Annotated in this window: 13 protein-coding genes and 1 tRNA gene; 7 read left to right on the forward strand and 7 right to left on the reverse strand. The window is 70.9% G+C overall.

Going from position 1 to position 18,610, the window contains the following annotated elements; translation table 11 throughout:
* The first annotated feature begins 296 nt into the window (after nucleotides 1-296).
* The 4 genes from WMF19_RS03170 (at nucleotide 297) to WMF19_RS03185 (ending at nucleotide 7,837) form a co-directional block, all read left to right on the forward strand.
* On the forward strand, nucleotides 297-2,648 hold the full coding sequence (locus WMF19_RS03170; RefSeq protein ID WP_437897735.1) for an ATP-binding domain-containing protein: 2,352 nt from the start codon (nucleotides 297-299) through the stop codon (nucleotides 2,646-2,648).
* Nucleotides 2,649-2,811: 163 nt separating this feature from the next.
* Nucleotides 2,812-2,888 (forward strand) — tRNA-Met (locus WMF19_RS03175).
* A gap of 992 nt (nucleotides 2,889-3,880) precedes the next feature.
* Nucleotides 3,881-5,860 (forward strand): globin family protein, encoded by a 1,980-nt coding sequence (locus tag WMF19_RS03180; RefSeq protein WP_437897736.1) that lies wholly within the window; start codon nucleotides 3,881-3,883, stop codon nucleotides 5,858-5,860.
* A gap of 96 nt (nucleotides 5,861-5,956) precedes the next feature.
* Nucleotides 5,957-7,837 (forward strand): protein kinase domain-containing protein, encoded by a 1,881-nt coding sequence (locus tag WMF19_RS03185; RefSeq protein WP_437897737.1) that lies wholly within the window; start codon nucleotides 5,957-5,959, stop codon nucleotides 7,835-7,837.
* A 99-nt stretch (nucleotides 7,838-7,936) separates the two neighbouring features.
* On the opposite strand, the gene WMF19_RS03190 is transcribed toward WMF19_RS03185, so the two are convergent.
* Together WMF19_RS03190 and WMF19_RS03195 are read right to left on the reverse strand one after the other, a co-directional pair.
* On the reverse strand, nucleotides 7,937-8,575 hold the full coding sequence (locus tag WMF19_RS03190; protein ID WP_437897738.1) for a hypothetical protein: 639 nt from the start codon (nucleotides 8,573-8,575) through the stop codon (nucleotides 7,937-7,939).
* Nucleotides 8,576-9,008: 433 nt separating this feature from the next.
* Complete coding sequence (locus WMF19_RS03195; RefSeq protein ID WP_437897739.1) at nucleotides 9,009-10,292, reverse strand: MFS transporter; 1,284 nt, start codon at nucleotides 10,290-10,292, stop codon at nucleotides 9,009-9,011.
* 274 nt (nucleotides 10,293-10,566) lie between these two features.
* On the opposite strand from WMF19_RS03195, the gene WMF19_RS03200 reads away from it, so the two are divergent.
* A complete protein-coding gene (locus tag WMF19_RS03200) occupies nucleotides 10,567-10,776 on the forward strand; it encodes a hypothetical protein (RefSeq protein ID WP_272097676.1) in 210 nt (69 codons plus the stop codon).
* A 12-nt stretch (nucleotides 10,777-10,788) separates the two neighbouring features.
* Here WMF19_RS03200 and WMF19_RS03205 read toward each other — a convergent pair whose 3' ends face one another.
* The 3 genes from WMF19_RS03205 to WMF19_RS03215 form a co-directional block, all read right to left on the reverse strand.
* On the reverse strand, nucleotides 10,789-11,715 hold the full coding sequence (locus WMF19_RS03205) for a glutamate--tRNA ligase family protein (protein ID WP_437897740.1): 927 nt from the start codon (nucleotides 11,713-11,715) through the stop codon (nucleotides 10,789-10,791).
* A 67-nt stretch (nucleotides 11,716-11,782) separates the two neighbouring features.
* Nucleotides 11,783-13,579 (reverse strand): glutamate--tRNA ligase, encoded by a 1,797-nt coding sequence (locus WMF19_RS03210; RefSeq protein WP_437897741.1) that lies wholly within the window; start codon nucleotides 13,577-13,579, stop codon nucleotides 11,783-11,785.
* 174 nt (nucleotides 13,580-13,753) lie between these two features.
* Nucleotides 13,754-15,508 carry an adenylate/guanylate cyclase domain-containing protein gene (locus tag WMF19_RS03215; protein WP_437897742.1) on the reverse strand — a complete coding sequence of 585 codons (1,755 nt, stop codon included), beginning with the start codon at nucleotides 15,506-15,508 and terminating at the stop codon, nucleotides 13,754-13,756.
* A 409-nt stretch (nucleotides 15,509-15,917) separates the two neighbouring features.
* Here WMF19_RS03215 and WMF19_RS03220 point away from each other — a divergent pair, with 409 nt between their 5' ends.
* Nucleotides 15,918-16,622, forward strand: a complete 705-nt coding sequence (locus WMF19_RS03220; protein ID WP_437897743.1) for a hypothetical protein — start codon at nucleotides 15,918-15,920, stop codon at nucleotides 16,620-16,622.
* Nucleotides 16,623-16,649: 27 nt separating this feature from the next.
* On the opposite strand, the gene WMF19_RS03225 is transcribed toward WMF19_RS03220, so the two are convergent.
* Together WMF19_RS03225 and WMF19_RS03230 are read right to left on the reverse strand one after the other, a co-directional pair.
* The gene (locus WMF19_RS03225) at nucleotides 16,650-17,030 is read right to left on the reverse strand and encodes an Hsp20/alpha crystallin family protein (protein ID WP_272097681.1); all 381 of its coding nucleotides are present in this window, start codon (nucleotides 17,028-17,030) and stop codon (nucleotides 16,650-16,652) included.
* A 95-nt stretch (nucleotides 17,031-17,125) separates the two neighbouring features.
* Nucleotides 17,126-17,590, reverse strand: a complete 465-nt coding sequence (locus tag WMF19_RS03230; RefSeq protein WP_437327417.1) for an Hsp20/alpha crystallin family protein — start codon at nucleotides 17,588-17,590, stop codon at nucleotides 17,126-17,128.
* Between the two features lie 431 nt (nucleotides 17,591-18,021).
* On the opposite strand from WMF19_RS03230, the gene WMF19_RS03235 reads away from it, so the two are divergent.
* Complete coding sequence (locus WMF19_RS03235) at nucleotides 18,022-18,594, forward strand: YtfJ family protein (RefSeq protein WP_272097683.1); 573 nt, start codon at nucleotides 18,022-18,024, stop codon at nucleotides 18,592-18,594.
* The last annotated feature ends 16 nt before the right edge of the window (nucleotides 18,595-18,610 follow it).

Consider the following 18,610-nt stretch of genomic DNA (forward strand, 5'->3'; position numbering starts at 1 on the left):
CTCAATCCAGAACGCCACCGCCCACGGCGGATCCGCCGTCGGACGCGGGGCACGTTACGCACCGAGGGCGCTCGCGTGGCGCGCGGCGGCCCGCCGAGGCGCGAACCGGCCTGTCGAGGCGCGCCGAAACGCGCTCAGACGCTGATAGCGTGGGGGGCCCCACGCGGTGGTTGCGGAGCTGAGCCGGATCGGTCAATAGGTCCGACCCTCCTGCGTCAACGGGCCGCGACGGATGTCTGGCGTGCTGACGCTCCGGCTCAGCCTGTCACCTCATCCTCCATCGCATCGGCATCCCCGTGACCGCGAATCGTTCTACGAGCCCCACGCACACCCGAGAGCAGTCCACCGCGCCGTCCTCGGCCACCGTCACGACGTCCGCCCGGCCCGCGCCGCCTGCGCCGCCCACGTCGCCCATGCCGACCGACGGCGCGCCCGGCGCCGGGCTGAGCGAGCGCGGCGCGGCGATCGTCCGCGAGGAGGAGGCGCTGCTCGCCCGCGTCACCGCGCACCTCGCCACCGCCGCGACCAAGCCGTCGCGCCCGCCGCCCGCGGAGAACTACGAGGAGCAGCTCCTCTCGCTCCGCGATCAGATCGCGGCGGCGCGGCTGGAGGACGTGCCGGCGCTCGTGCAGCAGATGGAGCGGCTGCAAGGGATCGCCGCGCGGCGGAACGAGAACGTCGTCGAGCCCGTCGATCCGAAGTCTCCCTACTTCGGCCACCTGCGCCTCCGGGAGAAGGGCCGCCCCGAGCGCGACGTCCTCATCGGGCGCACGACGCTCGTCGACGCGAGCGCGGGCGTGCGGATCGTCGACTGGCGCCACGCCCCGGTCAGCCAGATCTACTACCGCTACGAGGAGGGCGCGGAGTACGAGGAGACCTTCGGCGAGCGCGACGTCGAGGGCACTGTGCTCGTGCGGCGCACCGTGACCATCGACGACGGCGAGCTCTATCGCATCTCGGCGCCGCAGGGGACGCTCGTGCGCGGGCCCTCGGGCGGCTTCCGCGAGATCGCGACGCGGGCGACCGAGCTCTCCGGCGGGCAGGGCAGCGCGGTGCGCCCCGAGGACATGCGCGACATCGCGCGCGCGGCGGCGGGCGGCGCGCGCGGCGGGCTCGGGACGGGGGCGGCGTTCCACGCCCGCGAGGACCGGCACCTGCCGGAGATCGCGGCGCTCCTCGACCCGCGGCAGTTCGAGCTCATCTCGAAGCCGGACGCCGGCATCGTGGTCATCCAGGGCGGCGCCGGCAGCGGCAAGACGACGATCGGCGTCCACCGGCTCGCCTTCCTTTCCTACAACGGAGGGCGCCGCTTCACCGCCGACAAGATGCTCGTCATCGTCGGCAGCCCCGCGCTCCGCGCGTACATCAGCGAGGCGCTCCCCGCGCTCGGCCTGGGCGGCATCGCGGTCGAGACGTTCGCCGAGTGGGCGCGAGCGGCCCGGAAGCGCGCGTTCCCGTGGCTCGAGGCGCCGGTCGAGGAGAACACGCCCTCGGTCGTGACCCGCTACAAGACCCACCCGGCGATGCTCCACCTCCTCGAGCAGCGCGCGGCGGAGCTCAAGGACGACGCGCGGGCGCGGCGCGACTCGCGCGGCACCCTCGCGTTCTGGGCGGACGTGCTCACCGATCTCGACCGGGTGATGGCCGCGTTCGAGGCGGCGGGCGACCCCGAGTTCGGCCCGGAGCAGGTCAAGCGCGCGTGGCGCTGGTGCGCGGACCGCTGCCCCGCCGTGCTCGATCTCGACCCCGGCGACCGCGCCGAGCGCAAGGCGGCGATGGCCGACGAGCCCGCGGACGACGACGACGACCGGGGCGGGGACGGGCGCGAGGTCTCGAGCGACGACCGCGCGGTGCTCGACCCCGAGGACGACGCGCTCCTCCTGCGCGCGTACCAGCTGCTCCGGGGCGAGCTCCGCAAGGGGAAGAACGTGCTCGTCTACGAGCACCTCTTCGTGGACGAGGCGCAGGATCTCGCGCCGATCGACCTCGCGGTGCTGCTCGGCGTCGTGGCCGAGCCGCGGAGCGTGACGCTGGCGGGCGACACGGCGCAGCGGCTCTTCATGGACTCCGGCTTCCGCGACTGGCGGGCGACGCTCGACGACCTCGGCCTGTCGCGGGTCGACGTCGAGCCGCTGCGCATCGCGTACCGCTCGACGCGCGAGGTGCTCGCGTTCGCCCGCGCGGTGCTGGGCCCGCTGGCGGATCCGACGCCGCCCCTGGCCCCGCGCAGCGGGGCGCCGGTCGAGCACCACCATTTCCCGAGCGCTGGCGCGGCCGTCGCGTTCCTGGCGGACGCGATCCGCCCGCTGTTCGCGCGGGAGCCCCGCGCGACGCTGGCGATCCTGGCGCGCCACCCCGAGCAGGCGGACGTCTACTACGACGCCCTCCGGATGGCGGAGATCCCGAACCTCCGGCGCGTGCGCGCCTACGAGTTCGCGTTCCGCCCCGGCGTCGAGGTGACGGAGGTCCGGCAGGTGAAGGGCCTCGAGTACGACTACGTGGTGCTGGTCGACGTGAACGCGTCGACCTACTCGGCGGACGACGAGTCGCGGCACCTGCTCCACATCGGGGCGACCCGCGCGGCGCACCAGCTCTGGGTGATCTCGACGGCGGCGCCGTCGCCGCTCGTGCCGGACTGGCTGGGCTGACGGGGGGGAGGGAAGGAAGAGGGGGGAAGGAGCACCGCTCGGGCGAGCCGAGGTGTGCCGCCCTCGGCAAGCCTCGGAAGCCTCGGAAAGGGGAATGGACACAATCGACACCGGGCCGTGAGAGAATCCTTGACCGGAGCGAGGCCGTGAGTAGATTCCCTCTCGCGCGGTGGAGCAGCCTGGTAGCTCGTCGGGCTCATAACCCGAAGGTCGTAGGTTCAAATCCTGCCCGCGCAACCACGACCCAAGCAGCAAAAGCAACAAGAGGACGCGAGGATTGGCCGGAACAGGCCACCTCGCGTTTTTCGTTTTCAGAGTCCGTCCGCTGGCGCCGAGCGTGATGCCGGAGAGGCGGTCTGAGCGATTCGGCTGTCCGGCCCCTCCAGGCAAGCGCTGCTCGTCGCTCGCTTTGCCTGCTCGCCTGGTGCGCCTCTCGGGAGAGGTCCTGGTCGGTCCGGCGGCGTCGCGCGCCCTGGGTCCCAGTCGTTCCCTCGGAGCGCGGCGACACGGAGCGGGGCGAGCGCAAGGACGATAGAAGGCTCACCCCTTCTGGAACACCGAGCGTCGATGGCGCGGACTCAATCGCTCTCTGCGGCTCCGGCGCGCTGTCGCTCCGTTGCCCTGTCCGTCGGCGGCGAGCGCGTGGCGCGGAGCGCGCGAGATGTGCTGGGGAGAGCTGATTCCATCAGCTGGTGATTCGCGGTGTGGAGGTGCCGAGGCCGCTCCTTCTCACGGCATCCTTCGGGAGAAGGTGGCCGCGGTCGGGCCCGCGGGCGATCCGGTCCGGTCGGACCTGTCGCGGGTGGGCCGCCCGCCACCCGTCGCTTCGCGGCCGCGCTCGTTGCGCGCGTTGCGGGTTGTAGAAGTGGCTCCGGCCGGGCCGGTGTCGCTCGGAAAGTGCGCAGCGCTACGCGGCCCGCACCGGTGCGGTTTGCCAGCACCACGTCCCCGGCCTCGGTCCGCTCGTCGTCCAGCCGCACGCCGGGCACGGTCGCCGCGATCTGTGCGCGCTCGTTGCGCGTTGGTCGAGCGCTGGTCGAGCGCTCGTCGACATGGTGCCCGCGCTTCCACGGGCGCCTCGCGCCGGCGGCGCAGCCCTCTCGCCGCGCCGTAGGCAGGCGCCGGCCCCGTGATGTAGGATGGCGATAGAGGCGGCTCCTGTGCTCTGAACACGCGCGCCGCGGCGCGCACCTCACCGGCGCATTCCCGGTAACCTCCAGCGGACAACCACGATGGCCAAACCGAACGATCCCTTCGCACCCTCGACCAACACGCGCGGCGCCGCGACGCCGGGGGATGCTGCCAAGCCGCAACGCAGCGCCAGCGCGCCCGCGCCCGCGGCGCGTGCGTTGCCCTCCACGGGGCCTGCCACCCAGCGAGGGCCGGGGGCCTACGGCGCGCCCGAGTTCCTCAACAAAGCGCGCAGCGCGCAGCCGCCGGAGCTCCTGAGCCAGCGCACCATCGAGCTCGTGCAGTGGTCCTGGGCGAAGGTGATGCCCATCTCGGACGCCGCGGCGGCGCTGTTCTATGAGCGGTTGTTCACGCTCGAGCCGTCGGTGCGGCCGCTGTTCAAGAACGATATGGCCGAGCAGAAGAAGAAGCTCATGCAGATGCTCGCCGTGGCCGTCGATGGGCTGAACAACCTGCCCAAGCTCGTGCCGGTGCTCCAGGGCCTCGGCGTCCGGCACCAGGGCTATATGGTCGTCGATCGCCATTACGACGTGGTGGGCGAGGCGCTGCTCTGGACGCTGCGCGAGGGGCTCGGCGACTCCTTCTCGGCCGACGTCGAGTCCGCGTGGAAAGAGGTCTACGGCCTGGTCGCGGACGTCATGAAGAAGGCCGCCGCGGCGCACGCGGCCGTGGGCGCCGCGCCGGCGCGCCCCTCGCCGGTGCCGGCCGGGAGGGACGCCCCGCGGATCGGCGCGTCGCAGCCGGCGCAGCGCTCGGCGCCCGTGGAGCAGGCGGTGCAGTTGCCGAAGTCGGTGCCGCCGCCGTCGTCGACCAAGGCCTCGCGGACGCTCGTCGGGGTCGTGCCGCCCTGGCAGGGCGATCCGCCGCCGCCCGCGCCCGCGCCCACGGGCCCGCCCGCGGGCGCGCCGATCAGCCTGCGCACCATCGAGCTCGTGCAGCGATCGTGGGCGAAGGTGATGCCGATCTCGGACGCCGCGGCGGCGCTCTTCTACGACCGCCTCTTCGAGCTCGATCCGTCGGTGCGGCCGCTGTTCAAGAACGACATGGCCGAGCAGAAGAAGAAGCTCATGCAGACGCTCGCCGTGGCCGTCGACGGGCTGAACAACCTGGGCAGGCTCGTGCCGGTGCTCCAGGCGCTCGGCGTGCGGCACCACGGCTACATGGTGGTCGATCGCCATTACGACGTGGTGGGCGAGGCGCTGCTCTGGACGCTGCGCGAAGGGCTGGGCGACGGCTTCACGCGCGACGTCGAGTCGGCGTGGACCGAGGTCTACGGCGTGATCGCGGACGTCATGAAGAAGGCGGCCGCAGATCACGTCGCGAGCGGGGGCGCTCGCAAGGCCGACGCCGCGCCCGCGCGCGAGCGGGCGCCCGCGCAGCGGCCTCCCCTGTCCGAGCAGCGCGCGCCGGCGCCGTCGAGCGTCACGGAGGTGATGCCGGCGAAGAGGCGCCCGGGCCCCCTCGACGAGGACGCCGACACGCTTCACTACCAGACCAACCCCGCCCATGAGGCCCTGATGAACAGCGGTATCAACCATGAGGAGTCCCGGGCAGGAGCGCGCCCGGCATCCGCGGCGCTCCCTGCCACCGCGAGCGCGGGCCCGCAGGGGCTCGTCATCCCGTGGGCCGGCCAGGACATGGTCGTCAACGTCCATGTCAAGCTGGACGGTCCGCTCGTGACGGTCCCGGTCGCTTCGCCGTCGATCGCGTCGCCCGCGGCGCCTGTCGCGCTGGAGCCGACAGGCCCGAGCGGCCTCGCCGCGGGGCTCGCGATCGCCCTGCTCTCGATCGCCGCCTCGATGGCCACGGCCATCCTGATGACGGTGGGCGGCGCCGACAAGGCTGCGGTGGGCGTGGGCGCGGCGGCCGGCGCGGGCGCGGCGCCCAACATCGCGTCCCTCGCGACCTACGCCGTGCCGATCATCGTCACGGTCCTCGTCCTCTCCGCGTTCACGATGGGACACATCCTGGGGCGGGGTCGGGCCCGGAGCGACGCGGGGCCCGGCGCGGGGCAGCTGTGAGCTCCACCGGCGGGTCGTGAGCGGGCCGTGCGCTGGAGCCGACACATTCGCCCGGCGAGCGCTGGGGTTTGATGGCAAGATGGGAATGAGAGTCCGATGATCGCGGAGCCTGCGAGTACGCTGACCCACCTGGCGGGACAGTGGCTGGGACCATTCCAGCTGATCCAGCTGCTCGGCATCGGCGCGATGGGCGCCGTGTACCTGGCCAGGGACAGCGTGCTCCAGCGCGACGTCGCGGTGAAGCTGATCGCGAAGGGGAGCGCGGACACCGATCCCGAGCGGCGCGACCGCTTCCTGCGCGAGGCGCGCGCCGCGGCGCGCCTCCTCCACCCGAACGTGGTGCAGATCTTCCAGGTCGGCGAGGACGAGGACGTCCGCTACATCGCCATGGAGTACGTCCACGGCCTCACCATGGCGCAGGCGGCCAAGCAGCACGGCGGCCGCTTGCCGGAGCAGTTCGGGATCGAGAAGATGCGCGAGGCCGCGGCGGCGCTCGAGCTCGCGGCGTCGTTCGGCATCTCCCACCGCGACGTCAAGCCCGCCAACCTCCTCCTCAATGCGTCGGGGACGCTCAAGATCGCCGACTTCGGCCTGGCGTCCCATCCGGAGAGCGGCCCGCTCGGCAGCAGCTCTGCCCGCACGCTGGAGGGCACGCCGTTCTACATGAGCCCGGAGCAATGGACCGGGCAGGACATCGCGCCTCCGTCGGACATCTACAGCCTCGGCTGCACGTTCTACCACCTGCTCGTGGGCAGGACGCCCTTCTCGGCGCGGGATCTCGCCGGCTGCTTCCAGGCGCACTGCCACGCGCCCGTCCCGGATCCGAAGCTGGCGATGCCGGACATCGATCCGCTCCTCGCGGAGCTCTTGCGCCGCTGCATGGCGAAGCGGCCGCAGGAGCGGCCGTCGGCCGGGCACATCGTTGCGTTCCTCGAGGACATGCTGATGCTCCGGCGCAGCAGCGTCAGGCCGCGAGAGATGTCGGAGTCGAAGAGCGCGCTGCTCGGCGCCCCCATGGATCTCGCCGATACGAGGATCAGCGAGCTCCCGGCGCCGCCGAGGGGCACGCTCGCGACGCCGACGGGCACGATCCTGGTGAACAGCTCGACCGCCGTCGGGCACTTCACCGGCCAGTACAGCTACCGCGATCATTTCGGGCTGACCGGCTATCCGTTCAGCGACATCCGGCAGCCGAGCTTCTTCTGGGACGCAGGCCCTTACGCCTGGATCCTGAGGACGCTGGCGTCGCAGATCGTCGCCGGGCAGCGCCCGGCGATCCTCGTGGGCGAGCCGGGGAGCGGCCGGACCTTCGTCTGTGAGATGATCAAGAACAAGGTCCCGCGGATCCATGTCTTCTCGATCGAGCCGCAGCTGCTCTTCGGGACGCGGCCGCTCGTGTCGCTGTGCAGGCAGGTGGGGGCGACGGCCATCACACCGACGCTGAGCCAGCAGTTCCTCGTCGACGCGTTCCTCGGGCAAGCGCTCCTCCGCGCCGGGTCGGACGCGATCGCCGTCCTGGTCGTCGACGGCGTCGATCCGGAGGACCACGATCTTCTGATGGAGCTCCATGACATCCTGCGCTGCGCCCCGGCGGGCAAGCTCTCGATGATCCTGGTGGGCTCCCCCGATCTCCCCGCGACCCTCGCCTCCAACGGCGTGCCGCGCGAGCTCTACTCAGGTGCTCAGTCGCTCCTCTTGCCCGGCATGACGCAGCAGGAGATGATCGAATACATCGATTTCCGGATGCGTTCGGTCGGAGGGAGCCGGCGGGGGCTCCAGCTGGACCTCGCGTCGCAGCAGCTGCTGCACGCGCGGAGCGGCGGCAGCCCGAAGCTCATCAACATCTACTGCCACAACGCGCTGACGATCGCCGCGCTCCAGGGCGAGACCGACGTGAGCCTGTCGTCCATCCGCCTGGGAATGAAGAGCAAGAGCTATCTCACCGCCGAGGCGGCCACGAACCTGATCCGGGGCTGAGCGCGCCTCTGGCGCGTCGTCAGGCGCGGCCGGAGCCGTCGTGAACGGGGCAATCTCCACGCGCTCGCGCGCCGGACAGTCCCCCGCATCCTCGCCGCGCTAGCTATCGTTTCCGGCGGTTCCGACTGGTGCGACCGTTCCGGCCGCGCCGGTCGCGGGCGGCGCGCTCGGTGGCGCGGCGGGGAGGGGGGCGCGCCCGGGCATTGCGGCGAGCACCGCCGCGTCCGTCATCGGCGCGCGCGGCACGTTCAGCGCTCGTCCAATGCGCGCCCTCGAATGCTTGTCGTTGTCGATACACCTGCCGCGCGTGTATGCGCTGAGCCGGTCGCGCGGCTCCTGCTTGCGGCACGCTCCGAAGGATCCCTTGATCAGCGCGAGTCCCGCGCGAAAGCACTTCTCTCGATCTCCGACGAGATCCGCGTGCGACCACCCCTCCCGGGTCTTGCCGGCGCCGACGCGGACCTGGAGCAGACAGGAGTCGAGCCCCGAGCCGCGCGCGAGCTTCCCGATCCCGAGGTCCACGTCACGACGGTAGCCGCTCTCGAAATACGCGATCGATAAGAGCAGCGCCATCGTCTCGGCTCGACCGCGCGGGCCGCCGAAGAGCGGCTTCAATGCGGGATCATAGGCGACCTTCGCCGCCGCGCGCGCGATCTCGTGGTAGCGCGCGCGGCCTTCCTCGGGCGTCTCGACCGCGTCCTTGATGAAGCTCTTCCCAGGCGGGGCCCATGTCATCATGATACCAACAGCCCACGCGATAATCGTATCCATGAGACATGTAAGGTCCTGGGATACCTCTGTGTCAAGCGATTCGGACAGCCTGGCTGGGATTGTCGTCGTGCGTTGTATGATCGCGTGCCGCTCAGTGTGCATTATAACGTCCTCGTCAAATTGCGAATGATCTTGGGAAGCGGTGCGTCGTACGTGGTGCGCAATCGTTTTCGCACTGGATTTGTGTTCGGTTGTGTTCGGTTGTGTTCAGTTGCATTTGTTGCGCTCGGCCTCGCGAGATTGCGGGTGAGCTCGCGGTCAAATTCGCGCCGAGCCATCTCGCGCTCTCGCCGCGGAGCTCACGAATCGAGTGGTCGCCTCCAGTCCTCGAGAGAGCGACTGGCCCTCACCGGGCCGAGAGCGATGATGTGCTGCGGGCGCGCTCGACGCGAGGCGCGCGTCAGGCCTTCTCGGCGGCGTCTTCTTCGGAGGTCGCGCGCGTGTCTTCGAGCCGGTCGACCGCGCGAAGCTCGGGGAACAGCCATGCCCAGAGCAGCACGACCGCGATCGTCCCGAGGCCGCCGAACACCACGGTGGGCACGGTCCCGATGAGCCTCGCGAGGGTGCCCGACTCGAGCTCTCCGAGCTCGTTCGAGGCGCCGACGAACACCATGTTGACCGCGCTCACGCGGCCGCGCATCTCGGGCGGGGTGGCGAGCTGCTCCAGGGTCATCCGCACGACGACGCTCACCATGTCGGCGGCGCCCATCACGGTGAGCGCGACGAGCGAGAGGGGGAAGCTCCGCGACAGGCCGAACACGACCGCGGCGACCCCGAAGAGCCCGACGCAGAGGAGCATCTTCGACCCGGCGCGCCGCGCGATGGGCCGGAAGGCGAGGACCACGGCCATGAGCCCGGCCCCCACGGCCGGCGCGGCGCGCAGGAAGCCGAACCCCTGCGGGCCGACCCCGAGCACGTCGGTCGCGTAGATGGGCAGGAGCGCGACCGCGCCGCCCAGGAAGACGGCCACGAAGTCGAGCGAGATCGACGCGAGGAGGACCTTCTTCCGGTAGACGTAGCGCAGCCCGGCGAGCGCCGTGGCGAGCGACGGCGGCTTCCTCTCCAGGCGGCCGGCGGGCGCCCGCACGGCCAGGGGCCCGGCGCACGCCGCGGCGAGCGCGAGGCTCGCGCTCAGGTACACCGGCGCAGGCGCCTTCCAGAGCGCGTAGAGCAGCCCGCCCAGGCTCGGCCCGCCGATGGCGCCGACCTGCCAGAGCGTCGATTGCCACGTCACCGCGTTTTGAAAGTGCTCCGTCGGCACGAGCGTGGGCAGCAGCGCCGAGCCGGCCGGCCCCTGGAAGGCGCGCACCGTGCCGAGGAGCACGAGGACCCCATAGATGGCCGGCAAGCTCGGGCTCGGCGAGCGCGCGAGGAAGAAGAGCGCGAGCGCCGCGAGCGCCGAGGTGAGGTAGCAAAGGACGAGAATCCGCCGCCGATCGAAGCGATCCGCCGCGTGCCCCGACGCGAGGGACAGCCCCGCCACAGGGAGGAACTGGGCGAGCCCCACATAACCGAGCGCCAGCGGATCTCGCGTGAGGTCGTAGATCTGATACCCCACGGCGATCGACTGCATCTGGTACGCCACCGTGGCCAGCAGGCGGGCCGCCGCGTAAACGCAAAAATCGCGCGACGTGAAGGCGGCGAAGGGCGACGACGGCTTCAGGGCGGCGGGGGCGGTGGCCATGAACGAGTCCGGGCGACGTTCATGGCGCATTCCAGCGAGGGTCGCCAGGCTGCGAGGCCGCGGTCACGACCCGGGAGGTCGACCGCCGGGTCGCTGCATCCCGTGCGCCGTGGAGGGTCGCATCCCGCGCGCCGTGGACGGCCGCATCCCGCGCGCCGTGAAGGAGCAGGGACGTCCAGGCACCACGGCCGGACATCGCGACGGTCACGTTCGCGTGGCCTCGACGTGGAACACTGGCGCGCCGAGCTGGACCTGTGGTAAGCGGCAGCCACACATGATGCTCCTTGGACACGACACTTCGTCGGGACGGGCGCGCGACCTCGCCGAGCAGGCGTGGCGCGCCTGGACGCTGTTTGGCAGCCGCTCCCGCCGCGGGCGTGATGGCCGGCGCGACGACGACGACGACGACGATTTCCCGCGGCCGAACGCGGTCCTCACGTGGCTCCCGATGCTGGGACGCGCCGTCTCGCCGCTGCCCGCCTGATCTACGCGCTCCTCAGGGGCCGCTCGCCGTCAGCGTGAGCGACCCGTCGCGGAGGCTCACCACCCGGTCTTCGGTCGCGACGCGCGACCAGTCGAACTCCCGGAGCAGCTCCGTCGGCGTGCACGGCTCGGGGCGATCCCGCAGGCCGACGCAGCACGCGAGCGCTCCGGTGAGCGCGGGCGCGCTCCGGACGAGCGCCGCCCCGCGCGCCGCGCCGTGCGTCTTCGCCAGCTTGCCGCCGCGCTCCTCCAGGAGGAGCAAGTGGTGCCGGTAGACAGGCGCTGGCAGCCCGAGCAGCGCCTGGAGCGCCGCCTGCGTCGCGGTGCTCGGCGCGATGTCGCGCCCCCGGACCACGCGCGTGACGCCCGCCGCGCCGTCGTCGACCACCACCGCCAGCTGGTAGGAGAAGGCGCCGTCGCGCCGGCGAACCACGGGATCGCCCATCGCGAACGCGGGCTCCTGCGACAGGTCGAGCCCCCCCTCGTCCAGGGGCCGGAACACGCCGTCCGGCAGACGCGCCCGGATCGGCTCCACGCTCGCGCGCCACCCGCCGGGCGGCAGCGCGCGGCCGCGGGCGCGGTTGTCGTAGGCGAAGCCGCCGTCCGGGGCGCGCCGGCCGATCGCGCGCACCTCCTCGCGCGTCGCGGAGCAGGGGTACAGCGCGCCGAGCGCCTCGAGCCGGTCCATCGCCGCCTCGTGGTGCGCCCTCCGCGCGTGCTGCTCGACGCGCTCGTCGAAATCGAGCCCGAGCCACGCGAGATCGTCCTCGATGGCGCGCGCGAACTCGGGCCGGCAGCGGTCCGGATCGAGGTCCTCCAGCCGGAGGACCAGCCGCGCGCCCCGCGACCGCGCGTCCAGCCAGCAGAGCAGCGCCGCCGCGAGCGTGCCGAGGTGGGCGGGCCCGGTGGTCGACGGAGCGAACCGGCACACCTCGCTCATCGCTCTTCCTCCTGCCGCTGCCGGCCGCGCCCTCGTCGCGCGGCCCGCGGGCTCGTCACGCCGCGCCTCAGAGGAAGCGCGCGATGCGCGCCCGCACGCGCGGCTCGCCCAGCACCGCCATGACCTCGGTCAGATCGGGGCTGTTCCTGGTCCCGCAGACCGCGACCCGGAGGAGCATCGAGACGTCGCCGACATGGCCCTTCCACGACTCGGGAGAGGCCTTGTACTGCTTCACCTCGCCGGCGTAGCCCGTGGCCACCGCGATCTGCCGGATCTTCTCGAACCATGCCTCCTTCGAGTCGGCCGGGTCGAACGTGTCGAGCATCTGCCGGAGCAGCGGCTGGCGATCGCCCTCCGGGACGTTCTCGGGGAAATCGAACGCGTCGACGCCGCCGTAGAGCTCGTCGTAGAAGAAGAAGAGCTGGGGCCGCAGGTCGGGCCAGGTGGTGATGCGCTTGTTCGACTTCTTGCCCCCGCGCTCGATGCCGAGCGCGCGCTTCGTGTACTCCGGATCTCGCTCCATCAGCGCGGCGAGCTCCTTGTCGTATTCCCTGGCCCAGTCGAGGCCCTGGGCATAGACCTCCTCGGCGCTCATCCGGCTCACGACCGCCTGGCTCACGCTCTTCAGCTTCACCATGTCGCTCAGCGCGCCGCCGGGGGCGAGCTTGTTGAGCTTGAGGGGGAAGGCGGAATAGGGCTTGTCGGGGTTCGCCTTGCGCCAGTCCTCGAACGCGGAGTTGGCGATGTTGAGCAGGTACTCGATGGTGCCCGTCTCCGGCACGCCGATCTCCCGGTAATAGGCGATGTTCGCCTCGGGGTCCTTGCGCTTGCTCAGCTTGCGCCGCGCGTCCGAGACCTTCGTCTCGCCCGTCTCCGGGTCGACCTCTTCCGCGCGATCGAGCTTCTGGATGGGCGGGACGTGGGCATACTCGACCGGCCTGAAGCCGAGCGTGCGGAAGAGCTGCAGGTGGAGCGGCATCGACGAGATCCACTCGTCGCCTCGGATCACGTGCGTCGTGCGCATCAGGTGATCGTCGATCGCGTGGGCGAAGTGGTAGGTCGGGATGCCGTCCGACTTGAGGAGGATGGTGTCGAGATCGTTGACGGGCATCGAGATGACGCCCTTCACGCCGTCCTTCCACTCGACGCGGCCGGAGACGTCGTCCGGGGCGCGCAGCCGGAGCACGAACGGGGTGCCGCCCGCGAGCGCCTCCTTCACCCGGGCGAGCGGCGCGTCGCGCCATTTCGCCCACCGGCCGTGGACCCCGGGCTTCACCGTGAGGGCCATCTGCTCCTGCCGGATGGCGTCGAGCTCCTCGACCGTGCAGAAGCAGGGATAGGCGAAGCCGCGGCGGATGAGGTCGATCGCGTAATCCCGGTAGATCTCGACCCGCTCCGTCTGGATATAGGGGCCGTAGCTGCCCTGCTGCACGAACTCGCCTCGCGGCGACGCGCCTCCGTCCTTCGCCGGCGCGCGGAGCACGCCCTCCTGAGGGGAGAGATCGAAGCGCGCGAGGGAGTCGACGATGGTGTCGAGCGCGCCGGGGATGGCGCGCTTCACGTCGGTGTCCTCGAGGCGGAGGTAGAAGACGCCCTCGCTCTGGAGCGACAGCCGCTTGTTGATGAGCGACACGAAGATGCCGCCAATGTGCATGAACCCGGTCGGGCTCGGCGCGTAGCGGGTGACCATCGCGCCTTTGGGCAGCGCGCGCCGGGGATAGCGCGCCTCGTACTCCTCGGGCCGCCTGGCCGACGCCGCGGCGTCGCCGAAGAGGAGGCGCACGAGCTCGTCGCGGTCCTCTCCGGGGCCCGGTTCGCGGACGGTGACGGGAAGCGTCGTCTCGTTCGGGGCCTGCTTGTCCATGAGGGCGCGTCGCTCCTGGTCTGACATCGGGCGGGCAGCCATTGCACGCCTGCCTCGCCTTGTCAATCGGCCGGGGGCCTGTCAATCGCGTGGTGACGAGCGCAAACGAACGCAAACGAACGCAAACGAACGCAAACGAACGCAAACGAGCGCGGGTCGCGGCCGCGCGCTGGGCTACTGCGGTGTGTTCTCGCCGATGAGCCAATAGGTCTTCATCGCGCCCTTGCCCTTGATCGCCACGAGGCCTCGCTCCTCGAGGAGGAAATCTCGCGCGAGCAGGGAATAGCTCGCCTCGCTCACCTGGATCCGGCCGGGCTCTCCGCTCGACTCCATGCGGCTCGCCACGTTCACCGCGTCGCCCCAGAGGTCGTAGCTGAACTTCTTCTTGCCGATCACGCCCGCGATGACAGGCCCGGTGTTGATGCCGATCCTGAGCTGGAACGGCTCTCCGTCGTCGGCGACGAACTGGCGCACGGTGTGCGTCATGGCGAGCGCCATCCGCGCGATGGCCCTCGCGTGATCGGGGCGCTGCGCCGGCAGCCCGCCGACGACCATATAGGCGTCTCCTATGGTCTTGATCTTCTCCAGGCCGTGCTGCTCGGCGAGCTGATCGAACGAGGAGAACATCCGGTTGAGCAGGCCGACGAGCTCCGCCGGGTGGAGGCGCGCGGCGAGCGGGGTGAAGCCCGCGATGTCCGCGAAGAGGACGGTCACCTCCTCGAAGTGCTCGGCGATGAGCTGCTCATGCTCCTTCAGCTGATCGGCGATGGTCCTCGGCAGGATGTTGAGGAGGAGCCGGTCCGAGCGCTCGTGGGCCCGCTCGGCCGCCGCCTTCGCCTGCTCGAGCGCCGCCTTCTGCTGGCTCTGCCGCCGCGCGTTCGCCTCCAGGGCCGAGAGCATGCCGTTGATCGAGCCGGTGAGGCGCGACAGCTCGTCGGTGCCCGGCATCGCGACCCGCGCCGACAGGTCGCCGACGCCGCCGATCTCCGTGACCTCCCGGCTGAGGCGGGCGAGCCGGTACAGGACCAGCTTCTCCAGGAGCAGCAGCGTGACGCCGCCGAAGACCAGGCCCACGACCACCGTCACGAGCACGAGATAACGCAACGTGTCATGGCCCATCCTGAGGATGGCCCGGTCGTTGTCCACCCGCACGAGCAGCGCCGGGCGGCCGTCGATGTCGTTGAGGACGGTGTACCCGGCGATCCTGTCGGCGCCGAGCGGGTGGACGAGGATCGGGTCGCGGTCGGACAGGGCGGCGCGCGCCTCGCGGAAGTCGTCGGGCAGCTGGGGATCGTCGAGGCGGTGCACGGCGAGCGAGAGGCCGGCGGGCTCGGTGAGGCGCTTGATCTCGGCGTCGGTCAAGAAGCGCCCGAACGTGACGGTGCCGGCGACCGGTCCGCGGCCGGAGCTGCCGACGCTCGGCTGGGAGCAGAGGAGCATCGGCCCGTCCGGGAGGAGGACGATGCCCCCTCGGACGGCGCTGCTGGGCGTGTCCCGCCCGAAGAGGAGATCGCCGACGCGGAGCCGCTCGGCGATGCCGCGCGGCACGGGGGCCCAGCTCTTCGTGGCGTGGTCGTAGCCGGTGCTGTACACGGGGGTCCCGTCTGCGCCGGCGAAGACCGCGAGATCGATCCGGGCGATATCGAAGAGCTGGGCGACGAGGTTCGAGCGGACGAACTCTTCATTGCCGTCCTGCACGAACGCGTAGGCGTCGTCCCACTGGCTCCAGTCGGTCCAGCGCGCGTTGAAGTCGCTGCTGGCCTGGCGGAAGAGGTTGAGCGCCACGTGCACGGTGCGGCGGGTGTCCTGCGCCTCGGCGGCCATCGAGTTGGCGAGGAGCGCCCTCGAGGACACGCCGTACAGGGCAAAGCTGAGCCCGAGCAGCGTGGCGGCGATCGCCAGCAGCGTCTTCGCGCGCAGCGAGAGCAAGGCGTCGAGGGCGGGCTTCAGCGGCGCCGAGACTATCGAAATGCGGGACGGCGCGGAAGCGCGCCGACACCAGCCGGGACGGTGCGGGCTCCGGGCGGGTGGGGAGGGGGGCGCGGTGTCCCTGGCCCGGGCTGCGCTGGAGGGTTCCGGGACGGGCCTGGAGGAGAGGTCTCATTCTCATCCAGCGGCGGCACGTCAGGCATCGAGTTCCCGATGTGTAACGAGGACGTTATCGTCAGCGGCTTTGGGCCGACTCTACATCGATTTTCGCGGAAATTCAGGCCCCTGGTGATGAAAACAACTCGAACGGTCGTCGCCGTTTCTGGCGGTGATGACCGACGCCACGGTATCTCACTTTGCCTCGTGGCTTCCTTGGACCGCTGTCGCGAGAGCAGATAGAATGCGTGCAATGCACACGCCCGGCCGGCTGCTTGTCATTCCTGCGGTCCTTCTCACCCTCGCCGCGTGCGCCAACGGCACCGACGATCTGCTGCCCGGGTACTACGAGGAGCAGGCCGGCGGAGGCGGACTCGGCGGTGATGGAGGCGCCGGAGGGGAGGACCTGTCCGTGAGCTCTAGCTCGAGCGCGAGCGTCGGCTCCACCGGGGTCGGCGGCGCTGCGGGCGAGGGCGGCGACGCCAGCAATGAAGGTGACGAGGCCGCTGGCGGCGACGGGGGAGCGGCGGCCGAGTGCGACTATGCGGCGCCGAACACGTGCGCTCTCGCAGCGGATCTAGGAACGCTCCCGGGCGATGACGGCGCCGATTGGGCTGTGGAGACAGCGACAGGGACCACGTCGAAGTGGTTCAAGGTCCGTGTCATGGATGAGGTGAACTGGCCCGGCTCCGAGCGCTTTCGAGCGACGCTCACCTCCCCGCCGGGGATGAATTTCGATCTGATCGTCTATCAGGGGGAGGTCGAGGTGAATGCGCCGGATTGCTTCACGTCCGGCGTGAGGGGGCAAGGAACGCCAGAGTCGTTCACGACGACATGGAATGATCGCACTGGGCCGGACGATCACCTCTGGTTCATCATCGAGGTGCGTCATGTGGACGGCATCGCGTGCGGCGAGGACGCGAAGTGGACTCTGACCGTCGAAGGTAGGGCGCCGTAACCGGACGCTCGCGCCGGCACACGAAGCTCAGCTCACGCTGATCGGGATCTGACGCGGCTTGAGCGACGCGCTCTTCGGCAGGTGGATCCGCAGGACGCCCGCCCGGAGATCCGCGGAGATCTTCTCGGAATCGATGCCCTGCGGGACCACGAAGCTGCGGCGGAAGTCCGGCAGGCCCTCGACGCCCTGCTCCCGCTCGGCCGCCTCGGTCCGCCGGCCCTCGAAGGTGAGCTCCCCCTTCTCCACGCGGACGGCCAGGCGATCCTGCGTCACGCCCGGCAGATCGGCCACGACCAGGAGCTCCTCGGCGCTCTCGTAAATGTCGACCGCCGGCGCCACGGCGGGGCGCTGCTGGATCTTCTCGGGGTTGCTCTCGGCACGGTGGGTCAAGCTGCGATCGGTGCTCATGTTCATCGCTCCTTCCTCGGTACACTCCAGATCCCGCTCATCGCAGGATCGTCGCTCTCCTCTGCTGTTCGTCCGTTCCTCAGCTCCCAGCTCCCTCAGCGAGCCGTCACCGCGATCTGACGCGGCTGGGCCTCGGCGGCCTTGTTCAGCGTGAGCGTCAGCACGCCGTTCTTCAGGACGGCGGTCGTCTTCTCCGGATCGACCTTGCTCGGCAGCGTGAAGCTCCGGCTGAACCGCACCGCGCCCCGCTCCTTGCGGTGGACGAGGTAGCCCTCCGGCGCATCCGGCTTGCGCTCGCCGCTCACCGTCAGGACGTCCTGATTCAGCGAGATCTGGATGTCCTTCTCCGTCAGACCCGGGATATCGGCCTTGACGACGAGCGCGCTCCCCGTGTCGAACAGGTGGACGCGCGGACCACCCGCGTACCGGGCCGTCTGGTCGAAATCGCCGCGGAGCGACGCGCGGGGCGCGTCCGCCTCCTCGAACACCCAATCCAGGCGCCGGCGAAGCTCATCCATCATGGCAAACGCGCGATCGAAATCCGTATAACGGTGCAGCATGGTCAATCCTCCTTGACCACCGCGCGCGGCGCGCGCCGGGGCTCCGCCCGCGGCGCCGTCACCCTGCTCGCGACGGCCGATTTGTTGTAGCGTTACGGGACCTTGGCTCCGAGAGCCGGTCTCTTCGCACCGCCCAATCTTTGCACGGCACGTGGGGTGTCAAGAGCACGGCCAGCGGTCGTCCCTCCGAGGCAGATCGGCGGGAAAGGCAGTGGCGGCCGGTCTCGTCGGACCGATGGGAAAGACGGGCGAGCGCGACCTCTCCGGCTCCCCGGAGCAGCTCCATGCGCCCCCCCGCTGGCTACCGCCCCGCAGGCCGAGCCACGTTGGCGCTTGGCAGTGGGCAGAGCCAGCCACGCCGGCGCCCGGTAGAGCCTGCCGCCATGAACAGCCCTAGGAGCGCATCCCGGAAAGCGCTAGAAACCCCGGACATGCAGCCCTGCTCGCCCGCCTCCCGCCGTCGCGTCGCCCGCCTCCGCTCGGTCGCCTCCGCCGCGGCGCTGTCCCTGGCGCTGATCTCGGGCGCCGCCCTGGCGCTGCCCTCGGAGGGCGACCGGGCGCCGAACGCGCGCGTCGAGGACGCCGACGGCCGCGAGCTCCAGCTCAAGGCGCTTCAAGGCAAGCCGATCCTCATCGTCTACGAGGACAAGGACTCGAAGTCCCAGAACCAGGCGCTCAAGGACGCGCTGGCGAAGCTCGCGAAGGGCGACCGCTACCGGCGAGGCATCGCCGTCGCCGCGATCGCCGACGTCAGCTCCTACGACTTCTGGCCGGCGAGAGGGTTCGTGAAGGATGCCATCCGGGAGGAGTCGAGGAAGGTCGGCGGGACCATCTATTGCGACTGGGACGGCTCCTTCCGCACGGCCTACAAGCTCCGCCGCGGCGTCAGCAACGTCGTCGTGGTCGGCAAGAACGGCCACGTGCTCTTCGCGGCCGAAGGCGCCCTCAAGCCGGAGTCGCAGAGCAAGGTCCTCGACCTGCTTCGCAAGGAAGTCGAGGGCTGACCGCGACGGACGCCCC

This window comes from Sorangium sp. So ce124 (assembly GCF_051525235.1).
Taxonomy (GTDB): Bacteria; Myxococcota_A; Polyangia; order Polyangiales; family Polyangiaceae; genus Sorangium; species Sorangium atrum.

Bases quoted from the DNA above. Each gene is read 5' to 3' on its own strand.
- WMF19_RS03195 (WP_437897739.1), bottom strand. From the start codon at position 10,292: ATGGCCACCGCCCCCGCCGCCCTGAAGCCGTCGTCGCCCTTCGCCGCC.
- WMF19_RS03225 (WP_272097681.1), bottom strand. From the start codon at position 17,030: ATGAGCACCGATCGCAGCTTGACCCACCGTGCCGAGAGCAACCCCGAG.
- WMF19_RS03190 (WP_437897738.1), bottom strand. From the start codon at position 8,575: ATGATGACATGGGCCCCGCCTGGGAAGAGCTTCATCAAGGACGCGGTC.
- WMF19_RS03205 (WP_437897740.1), bottom strand. From the start codon at position 11,715: ATGAGCGAGGTGTGCCGGTTCGCTCCGTCGACCACCGGGCCCGCCCAC.
- WMF19_RS03180 (WP_437897736.1), top strand. From the start codon at position 3,881: ATGGCCAAACCGAACGATCCCTTCGCACCCTCGACCAACACGCGCGGC.
- WMF19_RS03235 (WP_272097683.1), top strand. From the start codon at position 18,022: ATGCAGCCCTGCTCGCCCGCCTCCCGCCGTCGCGTCGCCCGCCTCCGC.
- WMF19_RS03185 (WP_437897737.1), top strand. From the start codon at position 5,957: ATGATCGCGGAGCCTGCGAGTACGCTGACCCACCTGGCGGGACAGTGG.
- WMF19_RS03200 (WP_272097676.1), top strand. From the start codon at position 10,567: ATGATGCTCCTTGGACACGACACTTCGTCGGGACGGGCGCGCGACCTC.
- WMF19_RS03210 (WP_437897741.1), bottom strand. From the start codon at position 13,579: ATGGACAAGCAGGCCCCGAACGAGACGACGCTTCCCGTCACCGTCCGC.
- WMF19_RS03220 (WP_437897743.1), top strand. From the start codon at position 15,918: ATGCACACGCCCGGCCGGCTGCTTGTCATTCCTGCGGTCCTTCTCACC.
- WMF19_RS03230 (WP_437327417.1), bottom strand. From the start codon at position 17,590: ATGCTGCACCGTTATACGGATTTCGATCGCGCGTTTGCCATGATGGAT.